The organism is Kaistella yananensis (genome assembly GCF_026107505.2).
GTDB classification, from domain to species: domain Bacteria; phylum Bacteroidota; class Bacteroidia; order Flavobacteriales; family Weeksellaceae; genus Kaistella; species Kaistella yananensis.
Map to the genome: position 1 here is coordinate 62,286 of NZ_JAPCHZ010000007.1, position 19,003 is coordinate 81,288.

The window sequence follows — 19,003 nt, forward strand, 5'->3', positions numbered from 1 at the left end:
TTATAATTTCTTTTAAATTTGCAGTGATAAAAACTTTGATAAAATGTCCGGAAAAATTAAAATTCTGTTTTTCGTGTTCCTGTCTGTTTTCAGCATGAAGGCACAGAGAAATCAATCATCCACCACCCCCAAACCCAAGTTGGTGGTAGGAATCGTGGTAGACCAGATGCGGTGGGATTTCCTCTACCGCTACGAAAGCAAATACGGTAGTGGTGGTTTCAGAAGGTTGCTTAACCAGGGATACAGCTTCAGTAATGTAATGATCGATTATGTTCCCACGGTAACCGCCTTGGGGCATACTTCGATTTACACAGGCTCGGTACCTTCCATCCACGGTATTGCCGGAAACGACTGGACAGACCGCGAAACCGGCAATAACGTATACTGCACGACTGACGCGTCGGTGAAGGGAATAGGCTCAAGTTCTGAAAAAATCGGGGCGCACTCGCCGCACAATCTCTGGAGCACGACGATTACGGATCAGCTCGGAATGGCTACCAATTTCCGGTCGAAAGTGGTGGGAGTATCGCTGAAAGACAGGGCTTCGATTCTGCCCGCCGGACACAATCCCACCGGAGCATTCTGGTTTGATGAAGGTACAGGAAATTTTGTAACCAGTTCCTATTATATGAACGAGTTGCCGCAATGGCTGAAGAACTTCAATGCGCAGAATTGGGGAGAAAAACTGGTAGCCAACGGGTGGACTACTTCACTGCCCATCGCCCAATACACCGAAAGTACGGCTGACGATGTTCCGTGGGAACAGCTTTTGGGGAGTGCAAAAACCCCAACCTTTCCTTACAATAACCTGGCAGCAGATTATGCTACGAAGAAAGGAATCATCAGAACGACACCGTTCGGAAATTCATTAACGCTAAAAGTTGCTGAGGCTGCACTCGACGGTTACCAGATGGGCCGTAATACAGAAACGGATTTTCTTGCTATTAATATTGCCTCTACCGATTATGTCGGACATTCTTTCGGCCCGAATTCTATTGAAGTTCAGGACACCTATTTAAAACTTGATAAAGACCTGGAACAGTTTTTTAATATGCTCGATAAAAAAGTGGGCAAAGACAATTACCTCGTGTTCCTCTCTGCAGATCACGGTGCGGCCAATGCTTTAGGATATATGCAGGCGAACAAAATGCTGACCGGACTTTTTGATGAAGGACTTCAGAAAAATCTTGAAGAAGAACTTAAAGTTAAATTCAGTCAGGAAAAACTGATCTGGGCAATCGATAATTACCAGGTTTATCTGAATCACAAACTCATCCGTGAGAACAATCTGGATGCTGATGCAATTAAGCAACAACTGCTGTCTTATCTGAATAAAGATCCCCGCGTTCTGTATGCGGTAGATCTGGCTAAGGTTGGCTCTTCAGCTATTCCCGAACCCATTAAATCAAGAATCATCAATGGATACAACTGGCAGCGAAGCGGTGACATCCAGATTATTTCGCACGACGGAATGTTGCCAAACTATGCCAAGAAAGGAACCACTCACAGTGTATGGAATTCTTACGACGCGCACATCCCGCTGATCTTCATGGGAACAGGAATTAAAAAAGGAGCGAGCGCCAAACCTTATCACATGACGGATATTGCACCCACTTTGGCCCAGATACTAAAAATCGAAAACCCAAGCGGAAACATCGGTAATCCCATTACTGAGGTTTTGGGAGAATAGATTTTAAGACTAAGGAATAAAAATTATGAAAAGTGAAAAGTTTCGCGCGCCGCAGGCGCGCGAAACTTTTTTTATTATACAATCTGCTGTCTGAATATTAATTGTCGATTCGTCAGTTCAATTCTTTAAATCTGCGAGAAAAGTTTTTCAGTTTAAACCCACGATAACCGTTTCCACTTACTCAATGACTTACGTTCATAAAAAAAACTGCCCTAAAGCAGTTTTCTGTGTATAATAAATTTGTGTTATCTGGCCTTTTGCGGCGGATAGTTTGCCATAATCTCCGCTACGATTTCCGGAATCTGTCTCTGTTTCGCTTTCGGAGAATCTACAGAAATTCCGCTTCCGATTCCCTGCCAAACCAGTTTCTGGGTTCTGGCATCAATCAGATCCAGGATCAGTGCACCCTGATTGTAATTGGATGTCCAGGTTCTGTTCATGCCTACACCCCATCCGAAAGGTCCGCCCCAGCCATACATGCCGTAAGGTCTTGAACTCTGTACATCCTGAATTTTCTTGTGATTGGCTTTTACATTTACAATTAAATCGGGATTGTCGCTTACGCTCAGGCCTTTGGTCTGTAACTGTCTGGAGACTTCATTTAACACCCTGTCTTTATCGATGTCATTCAGTTTCAGGTCGTCAATTCTTAATTTATACGTTTTATACTCGTTAAAGTATGCAGTTTCTGCATAATCAGATCTCACGTTGAAGGGGCTGCACGAAGTAAGTCCCAACGTGGCCGAAGCTAAAAGAAGAAAAATATATTTTTTCATTGCAAATTATTTATTTATTTTTTTTAATCGGTTTTATAAAACGGTCGGTCTTTTTATCATAACCGTAGGGGCAGTGTTTACAGCCACTTTTGCAGCAGTAGCCGCGCTTGAGGTGGTATTTCTCTGTAAAAACCTTATAACCCTGTTCATTATAATAAAAGTCTTCATGTTCTTTGATGGTGTTTTCGCTCATGGGTTAAATCAATAGGGCAGAAAATTTTATCTTTGTTGTATGATAATTGTCTGGCAGTCACTCCTCAAAAATACAAAAATTTCTGCGATCACACTTTTTCCTGTGATTCTGTTACGCAGGCCCGAAGACCGCTACGATAAAACGCTCATCAATCACGAAAAAATTCACCTGCGCCAGCAGCTGGAGTTGCTCATCATTTTCTTTTATCTGTGGTACGTCATCGAATATTATTTCTGGTACTTCCGGCTGAAGGACAGTTTCCTGGCCTATAAATATATTTCTTTCGAGCGCGAAGCCTTTGCCATGGAAGATGATCATGATTATCTGAAAACCCGCAAACTCTGGAGTTTCTGGAAATATAGAGGAGGTTAATTTCTTTTGGGCGCCTTTTCCGGCTTTCACTACTCGCTTCCCGGTTCCTGCGTCACCGGGAGAGCTCAGACAGGCCGTTCAATCCGGGGCGCGGCATGGTAATAATACAAAATACAGTTTAAAAAATATCTTATCTTTCACATCCAACATCCAACTTCCCACATCAAGCGGCCAGATATTCATCATCAGCGAAATCCGCGAGATAAAACAGAACACAATAGATTCCCGTTCCAAAATCTTTCCCGAAATTTGCAGCATGACCATTCCTGAAATTTCAATCCCCATCACCGAAATTCCTCTGGAGAAAAATATAAAACTCTTCATCAAAAGAGAAGACCTTATTCATCCCGATATTTCCGGCAATAAATTCTGGAAACTCTACTATAACATTAATCAATATCTTCAGCAGAGACCGGAAAACCCTTTCATGATTACCTTCGGTGGCGCATTCTCCAATCATATTGCAGCCGTTTCTGCGCTGGGAAAGGACCAGGGAATCAAAACGTTGGGCATCATTCGCGGCGATGAACTGCAGGACCGGTGGCAGGATAATCCGACTTTAGCATTCGCGCACAGCAACGGGATGGCGTTCCGTTTTGTTACCCGCGCGGAATACAGAAATAAGGAATCTTTAACCGAGAATCTTCATAAAGAATTTCCTGACGCTTCCATTATTCCCGAGGGCGGAACCAACATCCTCGCCGTGAAAGGCATACAGCACATGCTGAATGAAGGAACAAAAAGTTTTGATTATCTTTGCACCGCAGTGGGTACTGGCGGAACCGTTGCCGGGATCTCGAAATTTGCTGAAGAACACCAGCAGGTTTTAGGGTTCAAAGCAGTAAACGATCCAACGCTGGAGGATGAGGTTTTTAAGTTATCAGAAAGAAAAAATTTTAAACTTATTGAAGCGCACGATGGGAGTTACGGCAAAATAACTGATGAAAATGTCCGTTTTATCAATAATTTTTTAGAATATTACGGAATTCAGTTGGAGCCAATGTACACCGGAAAGATGATGAGAAATATTTTCAGACTGCTAGAAGATGGTTTCTTTCCGGAAAACGCCAGGATTCTGGCTTTCCATACCGGCGGGCTTCAGGGCATTCCCGGAGCAAACCGGATGCTGGATGAACAGAACAGGCCTTTAATCAAACTGATGAAAAGTTGACCAAACAACAGTTTATGAACAGAATATTTTTTGCTTTTGCATTGATCATTGTATCAAAATTCCATGCACAGACCTGGAAAAATGATGAGCAGTACATTCAGAAATTTGCGGCGTATGCTGTTGAGGAAATGGAAAAATACAAGATTCCTGCCTCTATTACTTTAGCTCAGGGACTTCTGGAAACCGGTGGCGGACAGAGCCGCCTCGCACAGATCGGTAAAAATCACTTCGGCATCAAATGTAAGGAAGACTGGACGGGAAAAACGATGAAACACACCGACGATGCACCCAATGAATGCTTCCGGGTGTACGACGATCCGAAAGAATCCTACGAAGACCATTCAAAATTTTTGGCATACCGTAAATATTACGTGAATCTCTTCAAACTCGATATGAAGGATTACAAAGCCTGGGCCCATGGACTAAAAAAAGCCGGATATGCCACCAACCCGCGCTACGCTTACATCTTAATCGACAAGATTGAAAAAAACAGACTTTACGAATTCGACAATACCAATTCAAAAGAAGTTCTGTATACTGTGCTGAAACTGTATCCGGGACTGCGTGATGATAAAATCTTCATGGCGCAGCTCGATCAGAGTAAAGCTTCCTCCAAACCAGTGACTGTAAAAGTTCCGTACGAACAGACTTCTTATGCAAAACAGCAGGAGAAGGTAGAAAAAATTAAAACAAGGGCAGAAGTCCTCAATTCAATTCTGGTAAAAAACCATCCGAACGGCGGCAAGAAATTCGTGATTATTCCTGAAGATGCCGATTTAAGCCTTGTGTCGAAGAAATTCGGGATTTCTGAAAGTAAACTTATGAAATGGAACGAATTAGACGGTACCCAGCTGCGCAAAAACGATGTTCTTTTCCTGGAATCCAAATCTTCCAGCGGAAATGTGGCAAGCTACAAGGCAAAGGTAGGCGAATCCATGCATGATGTTTCACAGAAATTCGGCATTAAACTCAGCAAACTCTATTCAAAAAACAGAATGGCGTACGGCGAACAGCCCAAAGCCGGACAACTCATCTACCTTCAGGAGAAAAAACCCAGAAGCTAATTAACACCAAAAAAAAAATGTTATACCAAAGAAGTTCAGCTTTATTCGATGAAGCGTACAAGTATATTCCCGGTGGCGTGAATTCGCCCGTGCGTGCGTTCAAATCTGTAGGCGGCGTTCCTGTTTTCATGAAATCGGCGAAAGGCGCGTACATGACCGACGCTGATGACAATGTTTATATTGACTACATCAATTCTTGGGGACCGGCCATCCTCGGGCACACGCATCCGGTAGTGCTGGAAGCCATCAAGAAGCAGGCAGAAAAAGGTTTTTCCTACGGAACCCCTTCCGAACTGGAAACCGAAATCGCTAAATTGATTGTAGAAAATGTTCCAAATATTGACCAGATCAGAATGGTTTCTTCGGGTACTGAAGCCTGTATGAGTGCCATTCGCCTGGCGAGAGGTTTTACCGGAAGAGATAAGATCATCAAGTTCGAAGGTTGTTATCATGGACATTCCGATTCTTTTTTAATTAAAGCAGGAAGCGGCGCTGCAACTTTCGGAAACCCGAATTCTCCGGGTGTCACAGCCGGAACCGCAAAAGATACTTTGCTCGCCAGATATAATGATATTGAACAGGTGGAAGATCTGTTCCGACACAATCAGGGTGAAATTGCCGCCATCATTGTGGAACCGGTTGCCGGGAATATGGGCTGCGTGTTGCCTGAAAACAATTTCCTTCAGAACCTGAGAAAACTCTGTGACGAAAACGGTGCTTTGCTGATTTTCGATGAAGTGATGACCGGTTTCCGTTTAGGTTTTGGCGGCGCTCAGGAAGTATATAACGTGAAAGCCGACTTGGTGACTTACGGAAAAGTAATCGGCGGTGGACTGCCAGTGGGTGCCTTTGCCGGACGAAACGAAATTATGAATCACCTTGCTCCGAAAGGCGCGGTATATCAGGCCGGAACTTTGAGCGGAAATCCACTCGCGATGCGTGCCGGACTTACCACGCTGGAACTCATCAGAAAAGATGAGAATTTCTATCAGAACATCAATAAAACCACAGAAACCCTGGATTTCGAGATTGGCAAAATCCTGAATTCTAAAAATATTGAGCACCGGATTAACCGGAAAGGCTCCATGATGAGCATCTTTTTCCATATCAATGCGGTTTCTAATTTTGATGAAGCAGCGAACGCCAACCATGCGCTCTTCAACAATTTCTTCCATCAGCTTTTGGCCAACGGAATTTATCTACCGCCAAGCGGATACGAAACCTGGTTTATTTCCGACGCCATTAAGGAAAAGGAAATCGACCGTACTTTGGAAGTCATCCGAAAATTTGAGTATTCTTAAATTAAAAAAGGAGTAATAAAAATATCAGTTTGCCGTTATCCGATAAAAATTAAGAAGCGATGAAAAAGAAAATCCTAAACATATTAGGCATTTCATTGATTGTGACGACAGTCGGTGTTGTTATGGACGGAGATCCTACAGTACCAGGTGTACTATTAAGGCTTAGTGAGTTTTTTCTTATGTTCGGAATTGTATTCTTAATTCTGTCCGTTTTTTATTTCGGAAGTCTTTTTATTAAAAGCAGTTTTCGAAAATTAATCAAGTAAAACTGAAACATAAATAACCTAAAAAGCCAACTGCGAGAGTTGGCTTTTTTATTTCAATTAAGGTCTGGCTCTTTCATATTGTGGCGGGAAAAAGCAATTGTCTTTATTCTTAAACGAGCCCCGTACCGGCAGATAAGGATTTCTTAGAATTTCTCGCGCGACAAAAATTAAGTCCGCCTGTTCATTCTGAAGAATTTCCTCCGCCTGTTTTGCTGTTTTTATCAGTCCAACAGCGCCGGTTGCAATTTCTGCATCTTTTTTAACAGCTTCCGCTAAGGGAACCTGATACCCATCAAACAGGGAAATCTTTACGCCATGGATATTTCCACCACTGGAAACGTCGATTAAATCTACATTATTTTCCCTAAGGATTTTGGCTAATGCTACACTGTCTTTGATGTTCCAGCCGTTGGCAGCATATTCAGTTCCTGAAATTCTCACAAATAACGGGTGATTTTCATCAAGGACTTCATTCACCGCTTCAACAATTTCGAGTAAAAACCGGATTCTGTTTTCGAAACTTCCGCCATATTCGTCAGTTCTGGTATTCGATAAAGGCGACAGAAACTGATGGATTAAATAGCCGTGTGCCGCATGAATCTCAATGAGATCAAAACCAGCATTAATGGCCCGAACTGCAGCTTCTTTAAAACGCTGTACTAAATCTTTAATTTCCTCCACCGTCAGAACATGGGGAATTCTTTCGCTTTCTTCATAAGGAACAGGAGAGGGTGCAACTGTTTCCCAGCCTTCTTCCAGAGAAATTTGCTTTCCGTTCCAGGTCGAAGCTTTCCTTCCGGCATGCGCAAGCTGGATTCCGATTTTGCTTTCCGATTGTTCATGCACGATCTTCACTATTTTCGAAAGCGCATTGGCCTGTTCGTCATTCCAGATTCCCATACATTTATTGGTAATGCGGCCTTCGGGCACCACACCGGTGGCTTCCACAATAATCAGACCTGTGCCACCCTGAGCGCGGCTGCCATAATGCAAAAGGTGAAAATCATTGGCAACACCGTTTTCGCAGGAGTACATGCACATGGGTGACATGACCCATCGGTTTTTCAGTTCTAAATTCCTGAATCGTATTGGAGTATAAAGCATAAAATAATTTAAATTTTTAAAAGTTCAAAGGTAAGAAATCACCGTCAGTTGACATCTCGCGGAGTCCCACTGATTTGCAATCATCGACATAGACAAATTAAAAGAGGCTTCTGCAAAGAAACCTCTTATAAATTGTCTTAAAACTATGCGGGCAAAGGATTCATTTCCCTGTCCCAGAACCTGTGCAGCATAATAGCCCCGATAAATTCGTCCAGATCACCGTTGGTAATAACGCCGTCTTCCGCATCTTTCAGCTCGGGAACAACTTTTTTAATCAAGTCAGCTCCATTTGCATCAGCGCCAATAGGTTTACAGTGTTTATACGCTTCAGCAACAAAGTGCAGTGCGCCGGCATGTTCCAAAAGTGTATTTACGCTTTCTCCTCCCGCAACGTATAGTGCATCGAAAACTACTGAAGCAGCGGTGAGCAAACTGTCGTCAACAGGATATTGCTCGCCGGATTTTGTGGTAACAAACCCGTGCCGCGGCGCAATGATTTGAACCATCGCATCCATTTCGCAGAGTTGTTTTTTCACTCTTGTAAATGCATCATCATCTACACCGTCGGCGGTTAGGATGGCAATTCTCCTTGCCTTAATATTGGTAGGAAGTTTATTGGCCATGCTCACCGAAGGGGCTTCAGTGATCGGCAGCTTCACTTTTAAAGAATGGTGATCATCCGGATTTCCGTCTGCAGGAATACTGCCTGTAATGGGCTGTGGTAATTTTTTTGGAACCAAACCGAGATGATCAGCGACTTTTTTAGCTAGGTCTTCATCAACTTCAAGCAGCATATCTACCATTCTTTGGCGGATCGGCACCAGCTGAACTTTCCCGAGCTCAAAAGAAAAGGCATTTTGGATATGACGTTTTTCGTGATCGGTCATGCTGTTATAGAACAGGGTGGCCTGACTGAAATGATCGAAGAAACTTTGGCTTCTTTTTCTGATTTTTGATGCGTCGATGCGTTCTTCAAAAGAGGCGAAACCACCTTCTTTGATCATCGCCTGGAACGGACAACCCTGACCCATGGAATTTGGGTGATACGAAACTTTTCCTTTCGGGATCTGCATTCGGTGAATGCCGTCGCGCTGGTTATTTGTTACGTCGGGTATCGCCCGGTTGATCGGGATTTCATGGAAATTCGGTCCGCCCAGTCTTGAAAGTTGGGTGTCGGTATATGAAAAAAGTCTTCCCTGCAGGAGGGGATCGTTCGTAAAATCGATGCCCGGAACAACATGTCCCGGATGGAACGCTACCTGTTCGGTTTCGGCGAAGAAATTGTCGGGATTTCTGTTAAGCGTCATTTTTCCGATGATTTCTACCGGAACCATTTCTTCCGGAATCATCTTGGTAGGATCCAGAAGGTCGAAAGGGAATTTGTGTTCATCTTCCTGCGGAACAATCTGTACACCAAGTTCCCATTCCGGATACATGCCGTTTTCAATCGCCTCCCAAAGGTCACGGCGATGAAAATCTGTATCTTTTCCGGCAAGCCGCTGCGCTTCGTCCCAGGCAAGACCTAAGACCCCCTGCAAAGGTTTCCAGTGAAATTTCACGAAATGCGATTTTCCTTCATCATTAATAAATCGGAACGTATGGATTCCGAATCCTTCCATTGCGCGAAGGGTTCGTGGAATCGCCCTGTCGCTCATGAGCCACATGATATTGTGCATGGCCTCCGGCATTAAGGAAATAAAATCCCAGAACGTATCGTGGGCGGAAGCTGCCTGAGGAATTTCATTATGAGGTTCGGGTTTTACCGCGTGTACCAGATCAGGAAACTTCATGGCATCCTGAATAAAAAATACGGGCGTATTGTTGCCCACAAGGTCATAATTTCCTTCCTGGGTGTAGAATTTCACCGCAAAACCGCGGATATCTCTGGCTAAATCGGTAGAACCGCGGCTCCCCTGAACGGTGGAAAACCTTACAAACACAGGGGTTTTGATGGAGGTATCGTTCAGGAATTTGGCTTTGGTGTATTTCCCCATGGGTTTATAAAGCTGAAATTCCCCGTGTGCAGCCGAACCACGTGCATGAACAATTCTTTCCGGAATTCTTTCATGATCAAAATGCGTCATTTTTTCGCGGAAGATAAAATCTTCGAGAAGAGATGGTCCGCGGTCACCGGCTTTCAGGGAGTTCTGATCATCGTTAATTTTAGTTCCCTGATTGGTGGTCATAAATTCGCCGTTGTGATCAACCTTATATTTTCCGAGTTGCTCTACTTTTGGGTTTGCGCCGTTTTCGAAAGGCTCCTGTTCGTTAATTTTCATAGTAGTGATTTGTTGGTTATACAGCGTTTATATCTTTGGATTTATGTTTTCCAGCGGCTGCCTGAGAATTTAAGTTGGTATCTGCGATGGTGGTAAGCACGCAGTCGGATTTTTTTTCTTCACCCAAAGTTCTGAGCAGTAAGTCGAGCGCCTCCTTTTCGTTGAGAATTTTGGCATAGGCACAGAGGGTTCCGTAGCTTGCAATTTCGTAATGTTCAACTTTCTGGGAACTCGCAATAATAGCTGCGTCGCGAACGGGACCTTCCGCCGCGTTGGAAACACTTTCTCTCCCTTCTTCCAGAATTCCTTCAATTGCAGGACATTTTTTAGCTTCTGCTTTCATTCCCAGAGAGGCGAAAGCTTCCTCCAGCCTTACTACCTGCTGTTTGGTCTGTGCAAGATGATCTTTAATGGCTGTTTTGAGTTTTGGATCCGATGCATTTTCATACATTTCCGGAAGTGCTTTTACCAAAGCATTTTCGGCGTAGTAAATGTCTTTCAACCCGTCTGTAAACAGATCGCGAAGTTGCATGGCTCCGCCAGTCGCTTTTTTCTTCGGAGGTGTTGTTTTTTTCTTTTCCATAGCGATTTTATTTATTAATGTTTGAGATTTGGTCAGTTGAAGAACATGTTTACAGCCCGGTAAACTTTCAAAATTTAAATGTTGCATTCAACTTTTAAACCAAAAGCGCGCTCCTTTGCGTTAAAATTTCCCTAAAAATGAGAGGTCTTATGCAAATGTGGCGTGGGAGTTTTTCCCAATAAATGAGCGGCTTTGAATATTTAATTCAAAAATAAAAGTTATCTTTACTCCCCAATTTTTTTAAATGGAAAAAGAATTTAAAATCAGTTTCGAAGCCATCAGCAATTATGAAAGTCTTGATGCGACGGAAAAAAAACTCTTTGATGCAGCGAAGAAAATCCGCGAAAATGCCTATGCCGAATATTCTCATTTTCACGTTGGCTGTGCGATTTTACTGGAGAATGGCGAGATTATCACGGGAAGTAACCAGGAAAACGCTGCTTATCCGTCGGGATTATGTGCAGAACGGACCACCATTTTCTGGGCTGCTGCCAATTTTCCGAATGTGAAAATGAAGAAGCTTTTTGTGATCGGTGCGTCGAAAGAAGCACTTTCATCAACGCCAATTCCGCCCTGTGGCGCCTGCAGACAATCGATTCTGGAGTATGAAGCGAAGCAGAAGGAAGGTATTGAAATTTATTTTGCCTCGCTGGACGGCGAAATTTTCAAAACCAAATCGATCCGCGATCTGTTGCCGTTTTCTTTTGATGCCTCCTTCCTTTAAAGAATTAATGATGTTCTAAATGAATTAATGATGAGAATTGCAGCCATCGATATCGGGAGTAATGCGGCCCGCCTTTTAATCAACGAAGTAACCGAGCCCAAAAAAGGCAAGCCGGAATTCATGAAGCTTAATCTGCTCCGTATTCCTCTGCGGTTGGGGATTGATGTTTTTACACAAGGCAAAATAGGTGCGGAACGGGAAGAAATGGTCATCAGTTCGATGAAGGTGTTCAGCGATCTGATGAAGATTTATAAGGTAGAACATTACCGTGCCTGTGCAACCAGTGCTATGCGGGATGCCAAAAACGGTGCGGAAATCATTGATGCGGTAAAAAAAACCTCGGGAATTGATATTGAAATTATTTCCGGTGACGAAGAAGCTACCTTAATCTACGAAAATCATGTGGCGGAAGGCTTAGACAAAGGTTCTGCATATCTTTATATCGATGTCGGTGGCGGTTCTACGGAACTTACATTCTACGAAAACGGCGAGATGAAATATGAACATTCCTTCAACATCGGTACGATCCGGCTGCTTAATAATTTGGTTACTGACGAGCACTGGAAAGAAATGAAAGAAGAAATCCGCAAAAACATCAACAGTAAAAAACCGGTTGTGGCTATTGGTTCGGGAGGAAATATCAACAAAATATTTTCGATGAGCAAGACCAAAGACGGAAAACCGATGTCGGCAGCCTATCTTAAAAAATGCTACAAAGAAATGAAGGGCCTCACCGTTGCAGAAAGAATGAGCCGATATGCAATTCGTGAAGACCGCGCCGATGTGCTGGTTCCGGCTCTGGAGATTTTCAATAACGTGATGACGTGGAGTGATATCGACAAAATATTTGTGCCGAAAATTTCAGTAGCTGATGGTTTGATACACCGGATTTACGATGGCCTGAAAAGTAAATCGTAAAATTTATACTGTGTCAGAATCGTTGTAGCCAAAATAGATTTCGTCTTCATCATCCAAAAAATCAAGTTCCTCATCACGCTGCACGTAATCCTGAGGAATTCAGGAAGGATGAAAAGTCCCCACTCGCCTACGATAAAATGTTTCGGATTAAAACCGGCGACCCATTCGCGGAATAAAATCCTGCATAAGAATTTATCCTCTAAGTTAAGAATTTTAAAGATTTTTAAACGGTAAAATGTATTTCAAAGAAATTATTTTTTACCGAGTTCTATGATTTCCAGGTTTTCAATCTGGTCTTTATTGATATCGAAACGCATCATCGTACGCATTTGGTGCCACCCAACTTTTCCCATCGCGCCGGGATTGAGATGCAGCAGATGGTTTTTCTGATCGAAAATGGCTTTCAGAATATGGGAGTGTCCTGATATAAAGAGTTTGGGAGTCTGTTTTTCGATTTCTTTTTTAGCGAGCGGACTATATTTTCCCGGATAACCGCCGATGTGAATCATCAGCACTTCCACTTCTTCACAGGTAAATCTTAAAACTTCAGGGAAAATTTTACGGATTTCCGTTCCGTCGATATTTCCGTAAACGCCGCGCAGAGGTTTTATCTTTTCGAGTGCTTCAATCACCTCTATATTTCCGAAATCGCCGCAATGCCAGATTTCATCGGAATGTTTTGCGTAATCTAAAACGCGTTCATCAATATAGGAATGCGAGTCGGAGAGAAGCAGAATTTTCATGGTACGAAAATAAGGGAATTTTTTTACCCATTATTGAAGGATGAATTTTATTCGTGCATTCGTGACATTTATTTTAAATTTGCAGCAATGCGCTATTTCATAGAATTTTCATACCACGGCAAAAATTATTTCGGTTACCAGATACAGCCTAACGAAATTACGGTTCAGGAAGAACTGGAAAGAGCTTTATCAACCATTCTTCGCGAGGAAATAAAAACCACAGGCGCGGGGAGAACCGACACCGGCGTTCACGCAAAAAAAATCTTCGCCCATTTTGATACTGTACAGAATCTGGACGAAAATCTTCCGTATAAACTGAACAGTTTTCTTCCCAATGATATTGCAGTTAGAAGAATCTTTCGCGTAAAGGATGATTTTCATGCCCGTTTTGATGCCACGTTCCGCACGTATGAGTATAACATTGCTTTGGAGAAAAATCCGTTTACCCAGGATGCATCCTGGCAAATGTGGAAACGCACTCTGGACCTTGAGAAAATGAATGGAGCCTGTAAAATCCTTTTTGAATATGAAGATTTTACAAGTTTCGCAAAACTTCATGCCGACAATAAAACCAATAACTGCAAAATCTACAAAGCATTTTGGGAGCAGAACGGTGCCGAACTGAAGTTCACCATTTCTGCCGACCGTTTTTTAAGGAATATGGTTCGCGCAATTGTAGGAACCATGGTGGAAATAGGCAACGGAAAAATTCAGCCTACCGACTTACGTAAAATCATTGAAGATAAAAACCGTAATGCTGCCGGAACTTCCGCTCCTCCGCAAGGTTTATTTCTGGTGGATGTAGGTTATAACTGGGAACAATCGGAAGTTGAAGAATAATTACTTGATCTGAAATAATTTTTTTTTCAGCAGCGCGATTTACAGCATCATTCAGAAAGTACCGGAGCAGCCCGCAAATTTTACCTATTTTTGCAACGATTTTAAGACAGAAATGAAGAAACAGTCAACCTGGGATATTATTAAAAGGCTTTTTAAGATTGGGATGACATTCCGGTCGTGGTTTATCGTCACGCTGATTATTTCCATCGTTTTATCGGTAATTTCAACCTACCGCCCTTACCTTACGATGCAGATTGTAGATAACGACATCATTAAACTTCAGGACGAAGGACTTATGATGAAGCATATCTATATCCTGGTGGCGTTGGTTTTCGGTGAAACCATCCTGAATTTTTTTCTGGTGTATTTTTCAAACTTTATCTCTCAGAATGTCATCCGCGATATCCGCGAAAGACTGTATCATAAACTCATTTATTTCCGCACCTCTTTTTTCGACAAAACCGCCATCGGCCAGCTGGTGACAAGAGCTGTAGGAGATGTGGAAACGATTTCAACGGTGTACACTGATGGTTTCCTGATGGTTTTCGGCGATATTCTCCGAATCGTTTTCGTGCTGATTATGATGTTTCAGGTGGATGTGCATTTGAGTTACATTTCTCTGGCCATTCTTCCTTTAATGGTGGTTATCACGAGATTTTTCCAGAAAAAACTGAGAAAAGCTTTCGGCGATGAAAGAACCTGGACCGCCAATCAGAACTCATTTGTACAGGAGCGCCTGCAGGGAATGTCACTCATTCAGGTATTCAACCGCCAGGAAGCCGAATTCAAAAAATTCGATCAGATCAATATTACTTTGAAGGCAGCATTGCTCAGAACGGTATTTATTTTCTCACTCTTTTTTCCGGTTGTCGAACTTATTTCTTCCTTATTTATAGGATTCATTCTTTTCTACGGTGGATATATCACAATTTCTGCGGGTGTTGTTATTGCATTTATCCAGTACATCTCGATGCTGATTCGTCCGTTGAGACAGATTGCAGACCGGTTCAACAATATTCAGAGAGGAATCGTGGGTGCAGAAAGGGTGTTGGGTGTGATGGATGAAGATTTTGCACTTCCGAATGAGGGAACGGTGATGAAAGATCATTTCGACGGGAAAATTGAATTTAAAGACGTATATTTTTCCTACGATGAAAATCAGGAAGTTTTAAAAGGCATCAGTTTTAAAGTGAATCCGGGCGAAACTGTTGCAATTGTGGGAGCAACAGGTGCCGGAAAATCTACGATTATAAGCCTGATCACGAGACTTTACGACATTAATTCAGGTAAAATTCTGCTTGATGATGTAGCGCTGAAAGATTACGAACTTTATAATTTAAGAAGCCATATCGGGGTGGTACTTCAGGATGTTTTCCTTTTTCACGGAACGATTTTCGAAAACCTGACCTTCGGCGACGAAAGCATCACTTTAGAAAAAATTAAAGCCGTGGCAAAAGATATTGAAGTGGATGAGTTTATCGAAAGCCTGCCTGGTGGTTACGATTACGTGGTGCGCGAAAGAGGTTCTTCAATTTCTTTGGGACAGCGGCAGCTGCTGTCATTCCTGCGCGCTTACCTTTCGGATCCTAAAATTCTGATTTTAGATGAAGCCACTTCTTCCATCGATCACCAAAGCGAAAAACTCATTCAGCGTGCGACAGAAAAAATCACCAAAAACCGGACTTCTATTATTATCGCGCACCGACTTTCCACCATTGAAAAAGCAGATAAAATTATCGTCATGGAAAAGGGAAGAATTGTAGAAGAAGGCAAGCACCTCGAACTGCTCGATAAAAACGGATATTATTCTACACTGTACAGAGCGCAGCTGAAACGCGATGTAGCTGAAAGTGAATCTTAATAAAGAACGCCGGAAATTTTCCGGCGTTTGTTTTTCTTCTGTAAATTTTAATTTCCTACAACGGTTTTCGCTGTTACAAATTCCTTTAAAGCAATCATTGAAAGTTCGGTGCCATAGCCTGAAGATTTTGCACCGCCAAAGGGCAGTCGGGGATCAGAGCTTGTTTCCTTATTAATGGTTACGGTTCCCGATTCCAGATTTTCAATGAAGAACAACTGTCTCTTTTCATCCTTTGTCCATACCGAATTGGCAAGCCCGAACGGAATATTATTCGCCAGCTCCAGCGCTTCCTGGTCATTTTGGGCAATCATCACCATTCCCAATGGACCAAAAAGTTCTTCTTCAAGAATTGGATTGCCTTTTTCTACCCTGATGAGACCCGGTTCGAATACCTTGTCGGAAACTCTTTTGAGCGGCAGAATAATTTCAGCGCCGTTTTTGAGGGCTTTTTCGTATTGCTTTTCCAGCTCATCTGCCAGATCGGGCCTTGCCATTCCGCTGAGGTTGGTTTCTTTTTTCAATGGATCGTCAGGTACAAATTTTTGGTATTCATTAATGAACAGAGGCAAAAATTCTTCTTCTGCACTTTTTTGAATAATGAAACGCTTCGCAGCATTGCAGGCTTGTCCACAATTCTGAAGTCTTGCCTTGGCGCCGCTTTTCGCCGCTTCATTAAAATCTGAATCATCCAAAACGATGAATGCATCGCTTCCGCCCAGTTCGAGAAGCGATTTTTTGATGTTTTTCCCGGCGGTGGAAGCGATCTCAGCGCCTGCTTTTTCACTACCGGTTAAACTTACGCCTTTAATAATAGGGTTTTCTAAAACAGACTTCACTTCAGCATGCCCGATTTCCAGATTCTGGAACACTCCTTCGGGGAAACCTGCATCGGTAAATAGTTTTTCAATCATTCTGCCGCTTCCGAAACAGATCGATGCGTGCTTCAGCACCACGGTATTTCCTGCAAGAATTGCTGGTACCGCAAATCTCAGAACCTGCCAGAACGGGAAATTCCAGGGCATTACACCTAATATAACGCCCAGCGGTGCATAATGTATTTCTGAAACTCTATATTCGGTCTTTATTTTTTCCGGTTTCAGGATATTTTCCGCATTTCCGTAATACCTGGCCATCAGCGCGCATTTTTCAATTTCGGCGATGGACTGGGAAAGGGGTTTGTTCATCTCCAAGGTAATATTCTTGCCGAATTTTTCTGCATTTTTCTCGAGAAGGTCTGCGAGTTTAAATAAATATTGCTGTTTTTCAGAAAAGGGTACTTGTCGCCATTTTTTGAAAGATTTCTGAGCAGTTTCTAATTTTTCGGATAAAATCATGACTAAAATTTAGTTGTTTGAAACAGCAACTTATACCAAACCGGCGGTTCGCTGTTGTGCTTTAAAGGAACAAAGATAGGAAAAGAAGTAAAAATGCTTTTCGGGCAAACACATTTACCTGACAGACCCGTGCTGAAACCACAGCAACGGTCTAATAAATTCTTTGAAACATTTGAGATTATGATATTTTTGAGTAATTTTGAAAAATAAAATTTAAAAAAATGAACACACCTTCAGAATTAAAGTACACAAAGGACCACGAATGGGTTAGAATTGATGGAGACATCGCAACAATTGGAATTACAGATTTCGCTCAGGGAGAATTGGGTGATATTGTTTTTGTAGATGTAGATTCTGTAGATGATGAACTTTCTGCGGGAGATGTTTTCGGGAGTGTAGAAGCGGTGAAGACGGTTTCTGATCTTTTCTTGCCTGTGAGCGGGAAAGTAACCGAATTCAATTCCGATCTGGAAGACCAGCCGGAACTCCTTAATACCGATCCTTATGGTAAAGGGTGGATTATTAAAGTGGAAATTGGGGAAGGTGCAGATTTGTCGGAACTTATTACGGCCGAACAATACCAAGAATCTCTTGGATAGAATTTCGAAAATATTCAGTAAGATTTTGCCCATTTATTGGGCATTTCTCACTTTTATGCTTCTCCGTCCGGGCGTCGAAAATATGGAATACTCCTTTATGTTCGATGGAATTGATAAGGTGTTGCATTTAGCCATCTTTGGCATGTTGGGATTTTGTTTCGTGGCAGCATTTCCAAAAGTCAGGTTTTTGTATTTCTTCCAGATCATGTTAAGTTATTCCATACTTACAGAGATCCTTCAGGATGAGATGGGTTGGGGCAGATCTATGGAGGCTTTGGATTTAGTGGCAGACACCATTGGAGTGATTTTAGGATATTTTTTATTCAAAAAAGTGAAGAGTATAAATTTTTAGAACATCGATTAAGATAGAATTCCCGCGATTGGCGGTAATTTTTGTTTTAATCATACTTTAATATATTGGATAGGTCAACGGTATTAATTACGTATGTTTCCATGAAGGAAACCTTCTTCAAAATTTTTCTCTCAGTTATTCAGCGAGTTGTATTTTTAGTATTAAATTAATGTTAATAAAATTTGGAATGGATTGAAAAGTGCTTATCTTTGCAGTCCCAAATCGAGAGAAAGAGGGAGCGAAGTAGAAGATTAGGAGATTGAATGAGCGGTCAGGAAGCTTGAAATAAAAGTTTCAAAAAAATCGCTTCAAAAATTTGGTCTTTAAGAAATAAGTTTATACTTTTGCCATCCCAAATCGAGAGAAACTGGGAGCGGAGTAGAGATTTAGGCTGATTGATTTACGAGGGGATAAAGCTTACGAAAAAGAAGTTTTAAATTTTTCTCAAAAACATTTGGTCAATTCAAAAATAGTTTATACTTTTGCACTCGCAATTCGGAACAAACGACAGAATAGAGTTTCCGGATATAAGCGAAAAGAAAAGAGATCATTGACATACAAATAACAACCAAAAAAGTAAGGAAAAACTAAAGCGTCAATTATTTTTGAGTGAGTCAGACAAACATACAATGGAGAGTTTGATCCTGGCTCAGGATGAACGCTAGCGGGAGGCCTAACACATGCAAGCCGAGCGGTATGGATAGCTTGCTATCCAGAGAGCGGCGTACGGGTGCGTAACACGTGTGCAACCTACCTTTATCTGGGGGATAGCCTTTCGAAAGGAAGATTAATACCCCATAATATAATGATTGGCATCAATTATTATTGAAAAC

At 42.2% G+C, this 19,003-nt stretch carries 18 protein-coding genes and 1 rRNA gene; 12 read left to right on the top strand and 7 right to left on the bottom strand.

Translation table 11 applies throughout. The features are described from left to right. Window positions 1-43: 43 nt before the first annotated feature. Window positions 44-1,690 carry an alkaline phosphatase PafA gene (gene pafA / locus OK344_RS13095; protein WP_265145183.1) on the top strand — a complete coding sequence of 549 codons (1,647 nt, stop codon included), beginning with the start codon at window positions 44-46 and terminating at the stop codon, window positions 1,688-1,690. A gap of 245 nt (window positions 1,691-1,935) precedes the next feature. Here pafA and OK344_RS13100 read toward each other — a convergent pair whose 3' ends face one another. Next, window positions 1,936-2,466: a DUF4136 domain-containing protein gene (locus OK344_RS13100; RefSeq protein WP_265145184.1), complete on the bottom strand. Its 531-nt coding sequence runs from the start codon at window positions 2,464-2,466 to the stop codon at window positions 1,936-1,938. A gap of 10 nt (window positions 2,467-2,476) precedes the next feature. Next, complete coding sequence (locus tag OK344_RS13105; protein WP_088469843.1) at window positions 2,477-2,659, bottom strand: C1orf53 family protein; 183 nt, start codon at window positions 2,657-2,659, stop codon at window positions 2,477-2,479. Window positions 2,660-2,698: 39 nt separating this feature from the next. Here OK344_RS13105 and OK344_RS13110 point away from each other — a divergent pair, with 39 nt between their 5' ends. The 4 genes from OK344_RS13110 to hemL all read left to right on the top strand — a co-directional run bounded on the left by OK344_RS13110 (window position 2,699) and on the right by hemL (window position 6,567). Beyond that, window positions 2,699-3,031, top strand: a complete 333-nt coding sequence (locus OK344_RS13110) for a hypothetical protein (RefSeq protein WP_265145185.1) — start codon at window positions 2,699-2,701, stop codon at window positions 3,029-3,031. A gap of 256 nt (window positions 3,032-3,287) precedes the next feature. Next, window positions 3,288-4,202 carry a 1-aminocyclopropane-1-carboxylate deaminase/D-cysteine desulfhydrase gene (locus OK344_RS13115; protein ID WP_265145187.1) on the top strand — a complete coding sequence of 305 codons (915 nt, stop codon included), beginning with the start codon at window positions 3,288-3,290 and terminating at the stop codon, window positions 4,200-4,202. 14 nt (window positions 4,203-4,216) lie between these two features. Further along, window positions 4,217-5,266: a glucosaminidase domain-containing protein gene (locus OK344_RS13120; RefSeq protein WP_265145188.1), complete on the top strand. Its 1,050-nt coding sequence runs from the start codon at window positions 4,217-4,219 to the stop codon at window positions 5,264-5,266. Between the two features lie 17 nt (window positions 5,267-5,283). Next, complete coding sequence (gene hemL, locus OK344_RS13125) at window positions 5,284-6,567, top strand: glutamate-1-semialdehyde 2,1-aminomutase (RefSeq protein ID WP_265145189.1); 1,284 nt, start codon at window positions 5,284-5,286, stop codon at window positions 6,565-6,567. A gap of 323 nt (window positions 6,568-6,890) precedes the next feature. Here the strand turns inward: hemL and namA are convergent, their stop codons facing one another. The 3 genes from namA to OK344_RS13140 form a co-directional block, all read right to left on the bottom strand. Next, a complete protein-coding gene (namA, locus tag OK344_RS13130; RefSeq protein WP_265145190.1) occupies window positions 6,891-7,937 on the bottom strand; it encodes an NADPH dehydrogenase NamA in 1,047 nt (348 codons plus the stop codon). A gap of 143 nt (window positions 7,938-8,080) precedes the next feature. Beyond that, a complete protein-coding gene (locus OK344_RS13135) occupies window positions 8,081-10,216 on the bottom strand; it encodes a catalase (protein WP_265145191.1) in 2,136 nt (711 codons plus the stop codon). 16 nt (window positions 10,217-10,232) lie between these two features. Further along, on the bottom strand, window positions 10,233-10,799 hold the full coding sequence (locus OK344_RS13140) for a YciE/YciF ferroxidase family protein (protein ID WP_265145192.1): 567 nt from the start codon (window positions 10,797-10,799) through the stop codon (window positions 10,233-10,235). 244 nt (window positions 10,800-11,043) lie between these two features. Between OK344_RS13140 and cdd the strand changes: the two genes are divergently transcribed. Both cdd and OK344_RS13150 read left to right on the top strand, forming a co-directional pair. Further along, the gene (gene cdd, locus OK344_RS13145) at window positions 11,044-11,523 is read left to right on the top strand and encodes a cytidine deaminase (RefSeq protein ID WP_265145193.1); all 480 of its coding nucleotides are present in this window, start codon (window positions 11,044-11,046) and stop codon (window positions 11,521-11,523) included. 30 nt (window positions 11,524-11,553) lie between these two features. Then, the gene (locus OK344_RS13150) at window positions 11,554-12,441 is read left to right on the top strand and encodes a Ppx/GppA phosphatase family protein (RefSeq protein WP_265145198.1); all 888 of its coding nucleotides are present in this window, start codon (window positions 11,554-11,556) and stop codon (window positions 12,439-12,441) included. A 251-nt stretch (window positions 12,442-12,692) separates the two neighbouring features. On the opposite strand, the gene OK344_RS13155 is transcribed toward OK344_RS13150, so the two are convergent. Beyond that, window positions 12,693-13,184 (bottom strand): metallophosphoesterase family protein, encoded by a 492-nt coding sequence (locus OK344_RS13155; protein ID WP_265145194.1) that lies wholly within the window; start codon window positions 13,182-13,184, stop codon window positions 12,693-12,695. Between the two features lie 87 nt (window positions 13,185-13,271). Between OK344_RS13155 and truA the strand changes: the two genes are divergently transcribed. Both truA and OK344_RS13165 read left to right on the top strand, forming a co-directional pair. Then, a complete protein-coding gene (gene truA, locus OK344_RS13160; RefSeq protein WP_265145195.1) occupies window positions 13,272-14,024 on the top strand; it encodes a tRNA pseudouridine(38-40) synthase TruA in 753 nt (250 codons plus the stop codon). A 112-nt stretch (window positions 14,025-14,136) separates the two neighbouring features. Next, a complete protein-coding gene (locus OK344_RS13165; protein WP_265145196.1) occupies window positions 14,137-15,885 on the top strand; it encodes an ABC transporter ATP-binding protein in 1,749 nt (582 codons plus the stop codon). A gap of 47 nt (window positions 15,886-15,932) precedes the next feature. Here OK344_RS13165 and OK344_RS13170 read toward each other — a convergent pair whose 3' ends face one another. Then, window positions 15,933-17,219: an aldehyde dehydrogenase family protein gene (locus tag OK344_RS13170; RefSeq protein ID WP_265145197.1), complete on the bottom strand. Its 1,287-nt coding sequence runs from the start codon at window positions 17,217-17,219 to the stop codon at window positions 15,933-15,935. A 221-nt stretch (window positions 17,220-17,440) separates the two neighbouring features. On the opposite strand from OK344_RS13170, the gene gcvH reads away from it, so the two are divergent. The 3 genes from gcvH to OK344_RS13185 form a co-directional block, all read left to right on the top strand. Continuing rightward, window positions 17,441-17,818 carry a glycine cleavage system protein GcvH gene (gcvH, locus tag OK344_RS13175; RefSeq protein ID WP_088469858.1) on the top strand — a complete coding sequence of 126 codons (378 nt, stop codon included), beginning with the start codon at window positions 17,441-17,443 and terminating at the stop codon, window positions 17,816-17,818. A gap of 55 nt (window positions 17,819-17,873) precedes the next feature. After that, window positions 17,874-18,170 (top strand): VanZ family protein, encoded by a 297-nt coding sequence (locus tag OK344_RS13180; RefSeq protein WP_262484630.1) that lies wholly within the window; start codon window positions 17,874-17,876, stop codon window positions 18,168-18,170. A gap of 626 nt (window positions 18,171-18,796) precedes the next feature. Continuing rightward, window positions 18,797-19,003: ribosomal RNA gene (locus OK344_RS13185) — 16S ribosomal RNA — on the top strand; the annotation flags it as partial.

Bases quoted from the DNA above. Each gene is read 5' to 3' on its own strand.
- pafA (WP_265145183.1), top strand. From the start codon at position 44: ATGTCCGGAAAAATTAAAATTCTGTTTTTCGTGTTCCTGTCTGTTTTC.
- OK344_RS13100 (WP_265145184.1), bottom strand. From the start codon at position 2,466: ATGAAAAAATATATTTTTCTTCTTTTAGCTTCGGCCACGTTGGGACTT.
- OK344_RS13105 (WP_088469843.1), bottom strand. From the start codon at position 2,659: ATGAGCGAAAACACCATCAAAGAACATGAAGACTTTTATTATAATGAA.
- OK344_RS13110 (WP_265145185.1), top strand. From the start codon at position 2,699: ATGATAATTGTCTGGCAGTCACTCCTCAAAAATACAAAAATTTCTGCG.
- OK344_RS13115 (WP_265145187.1), top strand. From the start codon at position 3,288: ATGACCATTCCTGAAATTTCAATCCCCATCACCGAAATTCCTCTGGAG.
- OK344_RS13120 (WP_265145188.1), top strand. From the start codon at position 4,217: ATGAACAGAATATTTTTTGCTTTTGCATTGATCATTGTATCAAAATTC.
- hemL (WP_265145189.1), top strand. From the start codon at position 5,284: ATGTTATACCAAAGAAGTTCAGCTTTATTCGATGAAGCGTACAAGTAT.
- namA (WP_265145190.1), bottom strand. From the start codon at position 7,937: ATGCTTTATACTCCAATACGATTCAGGAATTTAGAACTGAAAAACCGA.
- OK344_RS13135 (WP_265145191.1), bottom strand. From the start codon at position 10,216: ATGAAAATTAACGAACAGGAGCCTTTCGAAAACGGCGCAAACCCAAAA.
- OK344_RS13140 (WP_265145192.1), bottom strand. From the start codon at position 10,799: ATGGAAAAGAAAAAAACAACACCTCCGAAGAAAAAAGCGACTGGCGGA.
- cdd (WP_265145193.1), top strand. From the start codon at position 11,044: ATGGAAAAAGAATTTAAAATCAGTTTCGAAGCCATCAGCAATTATGAA.
- OK344_RS13150 (WP_265145198.1), top strand. From the start codon at position 11,554: ATGAGAATTGCAGCCATCGATATCGGGAGTAATGCGGCCCGCCTTTTA.
- OK344_RS13155 (WP_265145194.1), bottom strand. From the start codon at position 13,184: ATGAAAATTCTGCTTCTCTCCGACTCGCATTCCTATATTGATGAACGC.
- truA (WP_265145195.1), top strand. From the start codon at position 13,272: ATGCGCTATTTCATAGAATTTTCATACCACGGCAAAAATTATTTCGGT.
- OK344_RS13165 (WP_265145196.1), top strand. From the start codon at position 14,137: ATGAAGAAACAGTCAACCTGGGATATTATTAAAAGGCTTTTTAAGATT.
- OK344_RS13170 (WP_265145197.1), bottom strand. From the start codon at position 17,219: ATGATTTTATCCGAAAAATTAGAAACTGCTCAGAAATCTTTCAAAAAA.
- gcvH (WP_088469858.1), top strand. From the start codon at position 17,441: ATGAACACACCTTCAGAATTAAAGTACACAAAGGACCACGAATGGGTT.
- OK344_RS13180 (WP_262484630.1), top strand. From the start codon at position 17,874: ATGCTTCTCCGTCCGGGCGTCGAAAATATGGAATACTCCTTTATGTTC.